Source organism: Terriglobales bacterium, assembly GCA_035573675.1.
In the GTDB taxonomy this organism is placed as follows: domain Bacteria; phylum Acidobacteriota; class Terriglobia; order Terriglobales; family Acidobacteriaceae; genus DATMAB01.
In genome coordinates this window covers 15,852-29,329 of record DATMAB010000021.1, presented here as the reverse complement: position 1 = coordinate 29,329, position 13,478 = coordinate 15,852, and the positions used below count along the sequence as shown (strand labels likewise).

The window sequence follows — 13,478 nt, the reverse complement described above, 5'->3', positions numbered from 1 at the left end:
CCGAGGGCGGGCTGATTACCTTGCCCCCGAACCCAGACTAGGCCGCTCCAAACGTCCATGCCAGAGCACATCCGCAAGAAGCTCGAGGAGGAGATTCAGACGCTCGAATACGAGCTCAACACCGAGCTCCCCCGGGAGCTGAAGAAAGCGGCGGCCATGGGCGACCTCACCGAGAACGCCGAATACCACATGGCCAAGCAGCGCCAGGAGTTCGTCCGCGCCCGGCTGGGACAACTCAAGAAGCGCCTGGCAGACCTGTCGCTGGTGAACCTGAACAACATCCCCAAGGATCGCGTGGCCTTCGGCTCCAGGGTGGTGGTGTATGACCAGACGCGCAACCAGGAAATGGAGTTCCGGCTGGTGACCAGCGAGGAGGCCGACGTGGACAAAGGGCTGATCTCGACCACCTCGCCCATCGGACGAAGCCTGATGGGGAAACGGGTCGGCGACACAGCCGTGGTGGTGACGCCGGCCGGCCAGCGGGAGCTGGAGATTCTGAAGCTGACCACGATCCACGACGGGGCGTCATGACCTGGACGGCTGCGGTTGGGAATGTGTGCCGGGTGTTGCTGCAGGCCATCATCAAGAGCCTGGCGCTGACCCGGATCTCGCCCAACACCTACACGTTCCTCGGACTGCTGGTGACGGTGGTGGCCGCAGTGCTCTTCGGCTATGCCTCCGGCGAGAACCAGGCGGCCATGTTCCGCGCGGCCGGCATGGTGGTGATCCTGGCAGGTTTTCTGGACATGGTGGATGGACGCATAGCCCGCGCCAAGAACCAGGTCACTCCCTTCGGCGCGTTCTACGATTCGGTGCTGGACCGCTACGGCGACCTGGCGCTGTTCTTCGGCTTGCTGGTGTACTACGCCCGCGCCAACCGTTTCTTTTACGTCGTCCTGGTGGCGGTAGTGATGACCGGCTCGGTGATGGTCAGCTACACCCGGGCGCGGGCGGAGTCGCTGATCGGGGAGTGCAAGGTAGGTTTCCTGGAGCGGCCCGAGCGGCTGGTGCTGGTCATTCTGGGAGCCTTGTTCAACCGCATGGCGCCGGTGCTCTGGGTGATCGCCATCCTCTCCAACATCACCGTGCTGCACCGCATCCTCTACACCTACAAGAGGACGCGGCAACTCGACGCCGTGCATACCAGCGAAGCGGCATGAGTCGCCGCGTGCGCCCTCCTCGTTGGATAACCTCGATCGGGTGCTGCCTGGCCTTTCTGATGTTATTGCCGGTGGCCGCGGCGGCCCGGCCCTCCCCGGAAGCGCTGGACGAGCTGGCCGGTGAGTTCTGGGCCTGGCGTGCGCGCACGCAGCCGTTTTCCGGCGACGACATTCCCCGCATTGAGCGTCCGGCGGACTGGCTGCCGGACTGGTCGCCCGCAGGCATTGCGGCGCAGCGGCGGGAGTTGGAGGTCTTCGAGCGGCGCTGGAAGCTCATGGACGCGCGCGGCTGGCCCGTGTCCCGGCAAGTGGACTACCGGCTGATCGGGTCGGCGCTGGCTCGCGTTCGCTGGGAACTGGAGATCCTGCAGCGCTGGCGCCACAACCCGTATTTCTACATAGACCAGACACTGGGCAGCATCTTCGAACCCCTGCTTCCACCTCCGCCTTTCGATGCCCAGCGCAGCCGCACCATCGTCCGTCGTTTGCAGGCCATGCCGCAGACGCTCGAGCATGCGCGCGTGAACCTCGATCAGCCTCAGGCGCCGTTTGCGCGGCTCGCCATCTCGGCACTCACGGACGTTCGCGGACGCTTGGGCACGATGCAGCGCGGACTACAGCCGCTGCTCGATGCGTCGAGCGCCGCGCAATTGCCAGAGGCGACCGAGAAGGCGATCGTAGCGCTGGAGGCGTACCGGGCATGGCTCAAGCAGCGCCTGCCGCAGATGCCGGAGAAGACGGCGGTCGGCCGTGATGCTTACATGTTCTTCCTCAAACACGTGGCCCTGATCCCCTTCACGCCGGAACAGCTTCTGGCCATGGGCAAGCAGGAGTGGGACCGAGCCGTTTCTTTCGAGGCGTACGAGCAGCAGCGCAACCAGGGCCTGCCGCAGCTCCCGCTTTTCCCCGACCAAGAGGCTCAAATGGAACGGGAGAAGCGCGCGGAGCTGGCCGTCCGCCGCTTCCTTGAGGAGAAAGGGATCCTCAGTGTTCCCTCCTGGGTCAAGCACTACCGCAACCTGCCTTTGCCGCCATATCTTGAGCCGCTCTCGTTCCTGGGCGTAACCGCGGATCACACCTCGGCCACGCGGCTGGGTGAAGACGGCGTGAGCTATATCCGGCCGCCGTCGCCGAACCTGGGCTACTTCGGCCTTTCCACCGCCCGCGATCCGCGTCCCATCCTGGTGCATGAGGGCGTGCCGGGGCACTACTTCCAACTGGTGTTGAGCTGGGCGCAGGAGAATCCCATTCGCCGCCACTACTACGATTCCGGGCCCAATGAGGGCCTGGGTTTCTACGCCGAAGAGATGATGCTGCAGGCGGGGTACTTCGACGACAGTCCGCGGACGCGTGAGATCATCTACAACTTCATGCGGCTGCGCGCCTTGCGGGTGGAGGCGGACGTGAGGCTGGCGCTGGGCGAATTTTCCATCGGGCAGGCCGCCGAATATCTGAGGACGGCAGTGCCCATGGATGCGGAAACAGCGCATGAGGAGGCGGCTTCCTTCGCAGCAGGACCGGGACAGGCGATCACTTACCAGATCGGCAAGTTGCAGATTCTGGAGTTGCTGGCTGCGGCGCGGCGCGCCCAAGGCGTTGATTTTCGCCTGCGCGACTTCCACGACTTCCTGTGGAAGAACGGCAATGTGCCGCTCGCGCTGCAGCGCTGGGAATACCTGGGCCTCGACGACCAGGTAAAGGAGCTCGACCGTGAATAGCCGGCCGGTGGTGGTGGTCCACGGAGGCGCCTGGGCCATCCCCGATGCCATGGTCGAGGCCCATCTGGCCGGCGTCCGCCGGGCTGCGGCGGCAGGGTGGGACGTCTTGGTGGAAGGCGGTTCTGCCCTGGACGCGGTCGAGACGGCCGTAGCCCTGATGGAGGACGATGAAACCTTCGATGCCGGTCGCGGCAGCTTCCTCACCCGCGACGGCCGCGTGCAACTGGACGCCTTCCTAATGGACGGCGCCACGCTGCGCGCCGGGGGCGTGGGCTGTGTCGAGCGCCTTCGCAACCCCATTCACGCCGCCCGCAAGGTGTTGGACGAAAGCCCCCACGTGTACTTCGTCGGGGAGGGAGCGGAGCGATTCGCCGAGGAACACGGCATCGCGCTCTGTGATAACCGGGAAATGGTGGTGGAGCGCGAGGTCCGCCGGCTGGAAGAGGTGATGACGCAAGCGGCGAGTGGAGAAACCGTGGACCTGTTCGGCCCCGTTGCTTCCCATGACACGGTCGGCGCCGTTGCCTGTGACGCCCAGGGCAATCTGGCGGCCGCAACCTCCACCGGAGGAACAGTGGGCAAAGCGCCGGGTCGCGTCGGCGATTCCTCGCTCGTCGGATGCGGCTGCTATGCCGACAACCAGAGCGCCGCCGTATCCACGACGGGCTGGGGTGAAGCCATCATGAAGCTGGTGCTGGGCAAGTGGGCGGTGGATCGTGTGGAGCAAGGCATCGCGCCCGAGCGCGCCGCAGGGCTGGCCATCGAGCATCTCCGCACCCGCGTGGGCGGACACGGAGGCATCATCCTGCTCGACGCGCGGGGCAACTTCGGCCTTGCTCATAACACACCGCGGATGGCTTGGGCGATCCGCAGCGCGGTGGAAGAGAAGGCCGGGATCCAGCGTCCGTAAAGGCAACGGTTGTTCCGCGTGGTTCCTGTCGTCCCTGCCATCCCCTTGTCTCGCTTGCCTTTTCGTCTGCTTCTGATGTACAACGTGCCCGCTTCCCGTGCTGCAAAAGCCTGGGGCGTGGTTCACCGGGAAGCTGAGGGGTGAGGGCGATGAGGATTGCTGCCAGGTTTGCCTGCCTGTTTCTGCTGCTCGCGCTTGGGGCCACACAGCTCTGGGCACAAGGGGTTGCCACCGCCGACCTTTCCGGGACGGTGACTGACCCGAACGGCGCTGTGGTTGCCGGAGCTCGCGTGACGCTGCGTGACGAGGCGCGGGCCTTCGAACGCACCACCATCACAGATGACGAGGGCGCGTACCAGTTCCTGCTGGTGCCGCCCGCGAGTTACACCCTGACGGTCGAGGCCAAGGGCTTTGCCAAGCTGGTGTACACCGGCGTCGTCCTGACCATCGGACAATCCGCCGAGCGGCCGGTCTCGCTCAAGGTGGCCGGCACCGAGGCGGTTGTGGAGGTCAGCGCCGAGACCGAACTGGTGGAAACCACGCGCAGCTCGGGCTCGACCACCATTCTGCAGCAGAGCATTGAGAACCTCCCCATCAATGGGCGTAACTACATCAATTTCACCCTCACCAACTCACAGGTGAAGCGCGACACTGCGCCCAGCATCGGTGTGGCCCCGACTTCGGGGCTGAATTTCGGCGGCCAGCGTGCCCGCTCCAACCTGGTCAACGTGGATGGCGCCGACGCCGTGGACAACTCGGTCAACGGCATCCGCTCCACGGTTTCCCAGGAAGCCGTGCAGGAGTTCCAGATCATCACCAACAGCTACAACGCGGAGTATGGCCGCGCTTCCGGCGGCGTGGTGAACATCATCACCCGCTCGGGCACCAACTCGCTGCACGGCAACCTGTTCGGCTATCTGCGTCATCGCGACATCCAGGCCGACAATCCCTTCACCACCGTGGAGAACCCGGCCTTCACGCGCGTACAGGCGGGGGCGACCCTGGGCGGCCCGATCAAGAAGGACAAGACCTTTTTCTTCTTCTCCTACGAGACGACGCGCCGCCAGGAAAGCGGCTTCTCGACTATCGGTTCCAACAACTTCGGGCTGGTGGATTTTGATTCCTCGGCGCTCACCTGCCGAACGCTGGTCGGCGGGGTTCCGACCCCGGCGTTCCCGTGCCCCTTCGGCACCGTGCAACTGACTCCCGACCAGGTCATCGGCCTGCAAGCCCGGAACAGCAATCCGGCGTTCCAGACCATCCCGGCGCAGATCGCCATGTTCAACTACGTGGCGCTGGCCGCGCGAGCCGCGGGTGCCGCGATCAACGGCGCCTGGCCCACGGCTGCGCTGGGAACCGGGTGCGTGCTGCCCACGGCGGTGCCGGGCGCGTGCTTCGCCTCCACCGGCATTCCGCTCAATCCGGACTTCGTGCCGCTGCAAACGCTGGTCGGCAACTATCCCATTTCCGAGGGAACCACGGTCGTGGCCATGCGTCTGGACCACCGCTTCAACGCCAATCAGACGGCCCTGCTGCGCGTGAACGTGAGCCCCAGTTCGGTGACCGGCATCCAGGTGAACGCGCAGAACCAGAACTTCGGGCAGAACGCGTTTTCCCGGACTTCGGCGCAGGACTTTCGTGACGTCAACGTCACCGCGCAGCACACCTGGCTGATCGGCAACAACAAGGTGAACGAGTTCCGCTTCCAGTTCGCGCGCCGCGGCCTGCTCTACACCTTCTCGCGCCAGGGGGATACGCCGCCGCCCGCGCCGGGCGACTCGGGAACCAATCCCGACGGCGGCCAGGTGGCCTTCAACATCCCGGGATTCGCCTTCTTCGGTCGTGAGCCTTTCTCGTTTGCCGACCGCGTCGAGAAACGCTACCAGTTCACGGACAACTTCTCCATCCTGAAGGGCAATCACAACATCAAGTTCGGGGCCGACGTGAATCGTGTGCCCGTGGATGCCGACTTCACGGTGAACTTCGGCGGCCTGTACAACATCGGCTCCCTCAGCGCCACTTCGCTCTCGACCGCCTTCGCCGGCTTCCCCTCGTTCTCGCCCGTGCAGGCCTACGGGCTCGGCATCCCGCAGGTCTTCATTCAGCAGATAGGCGATCCCCATTATTCCGAGGCCATCACCTCGCTGGGTGTTTTCTTGCAGGATTCGTGGCGCATCAAGTCCAACTTCACCTTGAACATCGGGGTTCGCTACGACGTGGAGTGGACGCCGGAAGAAGCCGCCCTGAACTCGCTGGCGGAGGAGGCCCAGCGAGCGCTCAACATCACCCAGGGCATTCCGATGGATACCAACAACGTCGCTCCCCGCATCGGGATTGCCTGGGATCCCTGGAAGGACGGCAAGACCGTATTCCGGGCCAGCTACGGGCTGTTCTACGATCACCCGCTGGTGGGACTGGCCTTCCTTTCCCAGGTGGCAGACGGCGCCCAGGCGCCGGGCATCATCCTGTTTGGCGGCAGCCCCTGCACGGGCGCCGGCATCGCCAACCCGCTCAACCTGAACGCTACCAATGTGTGGCAGGGGACGCTGGCCTTGCCCAACTGTGTCCCTCCCGCCGTGCTCAGCGGCATCAACTACATCCAGTCGGAGGCGCGCTTCGAGGACCTGAACACCAACTCGCTCTTCTTCAACCAGAACTACCTCACGGCCGGCGTGCCGCTCGCGGTACAGCCCTTCGGGTTCCCCATCAGCAGCCGATTCAAGTACGGGTACGCCAACCAGGCGAGCGCTTCCATCGAACGCGACCTCGGCGGAGATTTCGCCCTGAGCCTGAACTACAACTTCGTGGGCGGGCGGCATCTGAACCGCTCCATCGACATCAACTTCGTGAATTCGGAAGCCTTGATCGCCAACTGGGAACGGGCCGTGGCGGCCGGCGCGGCTACGGCCGCAACCCTGCCCGTCCAGGTCAACACCTGCGGGATCGATCCACTGGGACGTCCTTTTGTTCCTGCGGCCCTGGTCAGCTTCTTCCGCTCTTCCGGGTTGAATCCCTCGCTGGCCGCATTTCCCCCTCTGGCTCCCTGCCTGCCGCTGGCCGCGCTGGTGATGGCCGAGTTCGGCCTGGGCCTGGGGGCCGACGGAGCGTCCTGCGACCCGTTGACTCCCGGAGACTGTATCCCGATTCCCTTCAACTTCATGAACTCCAACGTCTCCAGCGGCAGCTCCGTCTACCACGGCCTGACCGTCAACCTGAAGAAGCGCTTCAGCCGCAAGTACGAGTTCCTGGCGTCCTACACCTGGTCGCACGCCATCGACGATTCCACCGACCTGCAGTCGCTGCTGCAGCCGCAGGATACCCGCCGTCCGGACCTGGAGCGCTCCAACTCCACCTTCGACCAGCGTCATCGCTTCGTCTTCAGTGGCGTTTATCAGACCGGCAAGCTCTCCGGCGACGGATTCTGGTCCAAATTCTTCAGTGATTGGACCGTGGCGCCCATCCTCGAGATCAGCTCCGGGCGCCCGTTCCTGATCCTTACCGGCAGCGACCGCAACTTCGATTTCGGTTCCAACACCGACCGTCCGCTGCAGGTTGCCCCCGGTACCACCAACCTGTGCGGCGACACCGCCGTGCCGTCGCAGTTCTCCACGGCTGGAGCGTTCATCCCGGCCTGCTGGATCGACGGCAACTTCCTGGATAACGGGGCCACTCTGCCCCTGGTCGGGAACACCGGACGCAACGCCGGAACCCGTCCCTACACCGTCTTCACCGACCTCCGCCTGGCGCGCCGCTTCCACGTCTCCGAGCGCGTAAAGCTCGACTTCATCACCGACATCTTCAACCTGCCCAACCGCTTCAACGTCGCTGACGTCAACGTGCTCTTCTCCGAGGCGGGAACGCCTACCTCCGCCTTCGATCCGCGGCAGTTCCAGTTCGCGCTCAAGCTTTCCTGGTAAGGGGGTGAAGCAACGGGGTCCCGGTGGCAACGCCGGGACCCCTCTTGTTCTCATCACGAAATCGGCCGAAGGAGTCGGCCGAGGTCGCTTGGTGCCGAAACAAGGGGTGACTCCGGCAGTACACTGGCCCCTGGTTCCGTTGACCCACTTCGCAAACGCATAGTACGATTCACCAGCCTCTGAAGACGCTTGCGCAGCTCGGGCGTCTAATCCCCTGTCGGTCCAGAGGATATGGGTATTCATAGACGGTTCGTCTTCATCGCGGTCCTCCTCGCGCTCGTCCTGCTGAGCGCCGGTTGTGAAACCGCGGGCTCCGGGCGTGCCTCCGTAGCTCCTCCTCCGAGCGCACAGGCGCCCACCCTGGCTGCAGCTACACCACCGACCGTGCCAGCCACCAAACCTGTCCCCAAGGCTCAGGAGCCACCCGCACCGCGCGTCGATCCCGTGGAAAGCTTGCTGGTCCGCGTCCGCAAGGAGTACCAGGACGGCCAGGCGGAATACGCTGCCGGCCACCTGGAGACGGCCCGCGCCCACTTCGACCGCGCCTTCGACCTGCTGCTCACCGGCCCGGTCAACGCCCGCTCGGACCGCCGCCTGGAGCAGGAGTTCCAGCGCATCGTGGACGGCGTGAACCGCCTGGAGATGGAAGCCCTCAAGCAGGGCGACGGCTTCACCGAGCAGCGCTCCGAACCCGCCCCCATCGATGAAGCCAGCGAAGTCACCTTCCCGGTGGACCCCAATCTGCGCGCCCGGGCCGAGGCCGGGCTGCGCACCACCATCTCCGATATCCCGCTGGTGATGAATGATCTGGTCGCCAGCTACCTGCAGTACTTCACGAACACCAATAAGGGCCGCAATACCATGCAGTATTCCTGGGAGCGCGCGGCCCGGTACCGGGAGACCATCCTGCGCATTCTGCGGGAAGAGGGTGTGCCACAGGACCTCATCTATGTGGCGCAGGCGGAGTCCGGGTTCCATCCCCTGGCCGTCTCGCGTGCCGGCGCCCGGGGCATGTGGCAGTTTATGGCCGCCCGCGCCACCGAGTATGGCCTGAAGCGCAACTGGTGGATCGATGAACGGCAGGATCCGGAAAAGGCCACCCGCGCCGCCGCCCGCCATCTGCGTGATCTCTACGAGCAGTTCGGCGACTGGCATCTGGCCATCGCCGCCTATAACTCCGGTCCGCTCAACGTGCAGCGGGGCGTGGAACGCACCGGCTACGCCGACTTCTGGGAGCTCTACAAGCGCGACGTCCTGCCCCGCGAGACCAAGAACTACGTGCCCATCATCCTGGCGGTCATGATCATCGCCAAGAATCCTGAGGCCTACGGCTTCCAGCCCATGGAAGCCCAGCCCCTGGCGGTGGAGCGCGTGACGGTGGATTACCCTCTCGATCTCCGCTTGGCCGCCGAGGCCCTCGATGTCCCCGTCAGCATCCTGCAGGACCTCAATCCCGCCCTGCTGCGCATGACCACGCCGCGCGAGGGCGCTTTCGAATTGCGCCTGCCCTGGGGGACCAAAGAGACTTTCGAGCAGGCCATGGCGGCCATCCCGCGCGACATGCGGGTGTGGTGGCGCTACCACAAGGTGGCCCGGGGTGAATCCTTGTCCGCCATCGCCCGCAAGTACCGCACCACCACCGACGCCATCGCCAAGGTCAACAACCTCACCGGCGACTCGCTGTACGCCGATGCCAAGCTGGTCATTCCGGTCACGCCCGGCAAGCGGCTGCCCGGCGACATGGAGGGCATGGTTTATTCCAAGCGGCCGGTGCGCTACAAAGTCCGCCAGGGCGATACCCTGATGTCGATCGCCGATGACTTCGGCGTTCCTTTGGAAAAACTCCGCCAGTGGAACCGTTTGCGCGGCAACCATGTGCGCCGCGGCCAGTTCTTGCGCATCTATCGCCCGGTCGCGGTGGACTACCGTGAAACCGCGACTCTCACCACTAAGTCCCGCAAGAATGGGCAGTTAACCGGTAAGCCGGGACAGCACGTGCACACCGTCCGCTCCGGCGAGACCCTCTACAGCATCGCCTCCACCTATGGCACCACGGTGGCCGAGCTGCAGCGTGCCAATGGCCTCACCTCTTCCCGGCTCTACCCCGGCGACACGCTCATTGTCCGTACCGGGCCCTAGCTGGATTTGACACCCCTCTTTCTGTTGCTATAATCCGCGCCTGCTCCGGGCGCATCCAACCTCGGAGAGATTGCCAACCGCGTGCCCGGCAGGTCGCTTCCGGTCCGCTGCAGTTGGGCCACATTTCGGAGGAAACATGAACTTCGACGACGAAACCCTCTACGCTGGCGACAATGACGAAATGGATGACTTCGGTGAGCCCGACTACGGCGACCTCGATGAGGAGTACGAAGAGGAAGAAGAAGAAGAAATGGATGAGATGACCGGCGAAGCCGAATTGCCCGCTCCGGCGGCCGCCATTCCTCCTCCGCCCGCCGCCCCGCCGAAAAAAGCGCCGGTGAAAAAGAAGAAGCAGGCTGCCAAGAAAGCCAAAAAGAAGAAAGACAAGAAGAAGGACAAGAAGAAGAAGAAGAAAGACAAAAAGAAGAAAAAGAAAGACAAAAAGAAGAAAAAGAAAGATAAGAAGAAAAAGAAGAAGCGCTGACCGGTCCGCTGCCGGTTGCCGCCGTCAGCAACGAAGAAGCCGCGGCGCGCGCCGCGGCTTTCGGCTTTTCATCGTAGCAGGTTTCCGCTTACGCCTCGATGGACACGTGGCACACCCGGCCCACGATGTAATCCGCATGGCTCGTGCCTTCCTCGATCGGCAGCACGTCCACCGGATAGGCTGGGTTCTCCGGGCGCAGCACCAGGTGGCCGTCGGCCTGCTCCACGTACTTGATGGTGCATCCGCCTTCTTTCTTTACCGCGTACATGTTGCGCTCGTTCTTGCGGTAGGGCTTCAGCGAATTGTAGTGGCGGTCGATCAGCACCATGGCGTCCGGCAGCAGCCGCGGGTACATGCTCATCCCCTCGCGCGCGTCCACCTTCACCAGCACGAAGCGATGCCAGTCGTCCCGCGGCGATTCCATCTCCGGCCGCAGCCGCCGCAGGAAGTTCTTCTTGAACTTCAGGATTTCCTTCACGTTCTCCTGCGTGATCAGCGGCTCGCCCGCGGCCACCGTGCCCTCCACCAGCAGCACGTTCTCGAACTCGTCCTCGCTCGGCGGTACGATCGACGCCCGCTTGTTGATCTCGTCCGGATCCAGCAGGTCCAGCACCGACATGTGCTGTGCCGCCAGCACGCGGTCCATGCCGTCCAGGCTCAAAGACCGCTTCCGGTTGAGGAAGTTGGAAATGTGCGCTTGCTGGAAGCCGGTCTGCTTGGCCAGCTTCAGCCCGGTCAGCTCGCCGGCCTCGATCCGTTTCCACAGCGCCTTGCGGAGGTTTTCCTGCAGAGCCTTGAATTTCATGCGTTTTTTATATCAAATCGCTATATGGAATGCAAGTGCTTCTCCGGAAAGAAAATAAAATGCTTGACAAGGGGCGTCCCGTGGAGATATAAACATCAAGATTTGTATAACACACAGTTCGGAGAAGCAAGTCCCATGACCCCTCACCCTCCTTCGGCCCACCAGGAGCAGGCCTTCCTCGAGTTCCGCCGCAAGGTGCGCGACTCGGAGATGCTCTCCGCCTCCACCGAGCGCCTGCTCGCCGCCCTCGGCTTCACCGGCCGGCTCAGCGTCGTGGTCCAGAACGGACGCGTCCTCAAGTCCGGCTACGAGGAGGGCTACTTCACGCGAAAGAAGGACGACCGCATGATTCCTTGAACGCAATCAGTACTCAGCCGTCAGTCTTCAGCCAAAAGCCAAAAGCGAAGAGCCAAGAGCTGAAAGTTTCTGACCACTGATCACTGACCCCTGACAACTGAATAGTCCGGCAGGTCGTCGCAACATCAACGAGCCCTGCTTCCATCCCGCGCCCGCGGGTTGGAGGCAGGGCTTTTTTGCTTTGGAGGAAACGATGCCGCAAGTCGAAGAAGGGCAGAGCGTCGTGCTCGAGCCCAAGTACTGCGAAGCCTGTGGGGCCCTGTGGATGCGCCCCAGCAACGAGAGCGTTCCCTATTGCGAGCGCTGCCGGAAGCGAATGGCCGGGATCTCCAGGCGCGAGCGCGTGCCCGGCGACTGGAGGCCGCGATGAGCCGCCGCCTCATGCCCTCCCGCAGCCGTGCGCTGCGGGCACGCGTGGTCTGCCCGCCCGCCGAACTCCGTCTGTACCGCGAGCGCACGCTGGAACTGCTGCGCCGTTACTATCGGCTTTCCCTGGAGCTCGGTCGCCTTCCGTCCCTCCTCGGCCGTGAATTCTTCCGCTCCAGCGTCACCACTCTCTGCGTTCCAACCTTCGAGGACCTGGTCATCTTCGTGCATGACATGGAAGTCTGCCTGGAGCGGTTGGACAAGCTTTCCCGGCAGCTCATCGCCCGCATCGTCTTTCAGGAATATACGGGTGATGAGACCGCCGTGCTGCTCGGCTGCGACCGCCGTACGGTCACACGTCGCTATCCCGATGCCCTCGACGAACTCACGGCAATCCTCCTCGATCTGGGGTTGCTTCGGCCTCTGGCCGGGCACGTGGAGGAGGCTTCCCAGCCGCGCTCCAAAACTTGTCAAGAGCCAAAAAATGTCACTTTGACCGTAACTCCTAGCAAAGACGGTAAATAAAAATTTGCTCAATGTGTCCCAATGGTCCCCCCGAATTTGCTATTCTGAACTTAGATAGTGAGCAAAGGGAAAACGGGCGCCCTGGCCGGGGCGCCCGTTCTGCCTGGTAGCGCCGGCGTCTCGCCGGCTGGCTCGCGGGCAACCCCGCGACACATTTTCGCCGACCGCGTGCACATGCACGCTCCCGAACATCCGATGAGACACAAAAACGGAAAACACAAGAACGGAAGCATGAACGGCAAGGCTGCGGAAGCCGCGTCGTTGCCGCCGCCCGCCCCGGTCGCGCCCATCTCGCCCCAGGAGGCGCTCCAGGCCGCCCAGCAGCAGGTGTTGCGCGCCCTGCCCGGGATCATCGCCGGTCTCGCCGAGCAATCGCAGACCAGCCACCAGCACGCCCGCTTCCTGTTCGAGTTCGCCGGCCTTGCTCCTGGAGTGCTGCCGCCGGAAGCCGCCGGCCCTTCGCTGGCGGAGATCCTTCTCAACCGTCTGGAGAAGCTCACCGTCGAAGAAGTCCGGCCGCCGGCTGCGTCCGCGGACGCATAGGGTAGAATCGGTTCGCGGTTCTTCCGCGGCCCACGCCGCCGGACGCGAGCTGATCCAATGGACCTGACCTGGGTGACCGACCGCATCGCGGTCGGCGGCGCTATCTGGGACGAGCGGCGCATGATCGAGGTCGTTCGTCAGGGCGTCACCCACATCATCGACATGCAGATCGAGTTCGACGACACCCTGCTCGCCGAACCCTTCGGCGTCGACGTGCTGTGGAACCCCATGGAAGACGACTTCCAGCCCAAGCCGCCGGAAGTCTTCCAGCGCGGCGTCGAGTTTGCCCTGCGGGCCCTCGACGCGCCCGAAGCCCGCCTGCTCATCCACTGCGCTGCCGGCATCCACCGCGCTCCCATGATGGCCCTGGCGCTGCTGCGGGCCATGGGCTGGGAATTGGAGGACGCCCTCGAGCTCATCCAGGTCCGCCGCCCGGTCGTCGACTTTGCCGATGTCTACGTGGAAAGCGTCGAGAACTTCGTCCGCGATTACGCCCAAGCAGAAAAATAGCGGCATTGGGCAGTTAGCATTTGGCACGTCGCCCCGAACCGTCC

The 13,478-nt window shown here is 64.0% G+C and carries 13 protein-coding genes; 12 read left to right on the top strand and 1 reads right to left on the bottom strand.

Annotated features, from left to right (window positions below):
• Nucleotides 1–57: 57 nt before the first annotated feature.
• From greA to VNK82_10120, 7 genes are all read left to right on the top strand, one after another.
• Nucleotides 58–531 carry a transcription elongation factor GreA gene (greA, locus tag VNK82_10150; GenBank protein ID HXE91311.1) on the top strand — a complete coding sequence of 158 codons (474 nt, stop codon included), beginning with the start codon at nucleotides 58–60 and terminating at the stop codon, nucleotides 529–531.
• Entirely contained in the window at nucleotides 528–1,160 is a 633-nt protein-coding gene (locus tag VNK82_10145) for a CDP-alcohol phosphatidyltransferase family protein (protein HXE91310.1), read from the top strand. The genes greA and VNK82_10145 overlap by 4 nt, the downstream gene beginning before the upstream one ends.
• Nucleotides 1,157–2,878, top strand: coding sequence for a DUF885 family protein (locus tag VNK82_10140; protein HXE91309.1), 1,722 nt, complete (start codon nucleotides 1,157–1,159; stop codon nucleotides 2,876–2,878). The genes VNK82_10145 and VNK82_10140 overlap by 4 nt, the downstream gene beginning before the upstream one ends.
• Nucleotides 2,871–3,788, top strand: a complete 918-nt coding sequence (locus VNK82_10135) for an isoaspartyl peptidase/L-asparaginase (GenBank protein HXE91308.1) — start codon at nucleotides 2,871–2,873, stop codon at nucleotides 3,786–3,788. The genes VNK82_10140 and VNK82_10135 overlap by 8 nt, the downstream gene beginning before the upstream one ends.
• Nucleotides 3,789–3,937: 149 nt before the next feature.
• Nucleotides 3,938–7,705 carry a TonB-dependent receptor gene (locus VNK82_10130; protein ID HXE91307.1) on the top strand — a complete coding sequence of 1,256 codons (3,768 nt, stop codon included), beginning with the start codon at nucleotides 3,938–3,940 and terminating at the stop codon, nucleotides 7,703–7,705.
• A gap of 444 nt (nucleotides 7,706–8,149) precedes the next feature.
• Nucleotides 8,150–9,844, top strand: a complete 1,695-nt coding sequence (locus tag VNK82_10125) for a LysM peptidoglycan-binding domain-containing protein (protein HXE91306.1) — start codon at nucleotides 8,150–8,152, stop codon at nucleotides 9,842–9,844.
• A 136-nt stretch (nucleotides 9,845–9,980) separates the two neighbouring features.
• Complete coding sequence (locus VNK82_10120; protein HXE91305.1) at nucleotides 9,981–10,328, top strand: hypothetical protein; 348 nt, start codon at nucleotides 9,981–9,983, stop codon at nucleotides 10,326–10,328.
• Between the two features lie 88 nt (nucleotides 10,329–10,416).
• On the opposite strand, the gene VNK82_10115 is transcribed toward VNK82_10120, so the two are convergent.
• Nucleotides 10,417–11,133: an XRE family transcriptional regulator gene (locus tag VNK82_10115; GenBank protein ID HXE91304.1), complete on the bottom strand. Its 717-nt coding sequence runs from the start codon at nucleotides 11,131–11,133 to the stop codon at nucleotides 10,417–10,419.
• A gap of 135 nt (nucleotides 11,134–11,268) precedes the next feature.
• Between VNK82_10115 and VNK82_10110 the strand changes: the two genes are divergently transcribed.
• The 5 genes from VNK82_10110 (at nucleotide 11,269) to VNK82_10090 (ending at nucleotide 13,434) form a co-directional block, all read left to right on the top strand.
• Nucleotides 11,269–11,490, top strand: coding sequence for a hypothetical protein (locus tag VNK82_10110; protein HXE91303.1), 222 nt, complete (start codon nucleotides 11,269–11,271; stop codon nucleotides 11,488–11,490).
• A 193-nt stretch (nucleotides 11,491–11,683) separates the two neighbouring features.
• Nucleotides 11,684–11,860, top strand: coding sequence for a hypothetical protein (locus tag VNK82_10105; protein ID HXE91302.1), 177 nt, complete (start codon nucleotides 11,684–11,686; stop codon nucleotides 11,858–11,860).
• Entirely contained in the window at nucleotides 11,857–12,381 is a 525-nt protein-coding gene (locus VNK82_10100; protein HXE91301.1) for a hypothetical protein, read from the top strand. The genes VNK82_10105 and VNK82_10100 overlap by 4 nt, the downstream gene beginning before the upstream one ends.
• A 231-nt stretch (nucleotides 12,382–12,612) precedes the next feature.
• The gene (locus VNK82_10095) at nucleotides 12,613–12,924 is read left to right on the top strand and encodes a hypothetical protein (protein ID HXE91300.1); all 312 of its coding nucleotides are present in this window, start codon (nucleotides 12,613–12,615) and stop codon (nucleotides 12,922–12,924) included.
• Between the two features lie 57 nt (nucleotides 12,925–12,981).
• Nucleotides 12,982–13,434 (top strand): dual specificity protein phosphatase, encoded by a 453-nt coding sequence (locus tag VNK82_10090; GenBank protein ID HXE91299.1) that lies wholly within the window; start codon nucleotides 12,982–12,984, stop codon nucleotides 13,432–13,434.
• Nucleotides 13,435–13,478 lie beyond the last annotated feature (44 nt).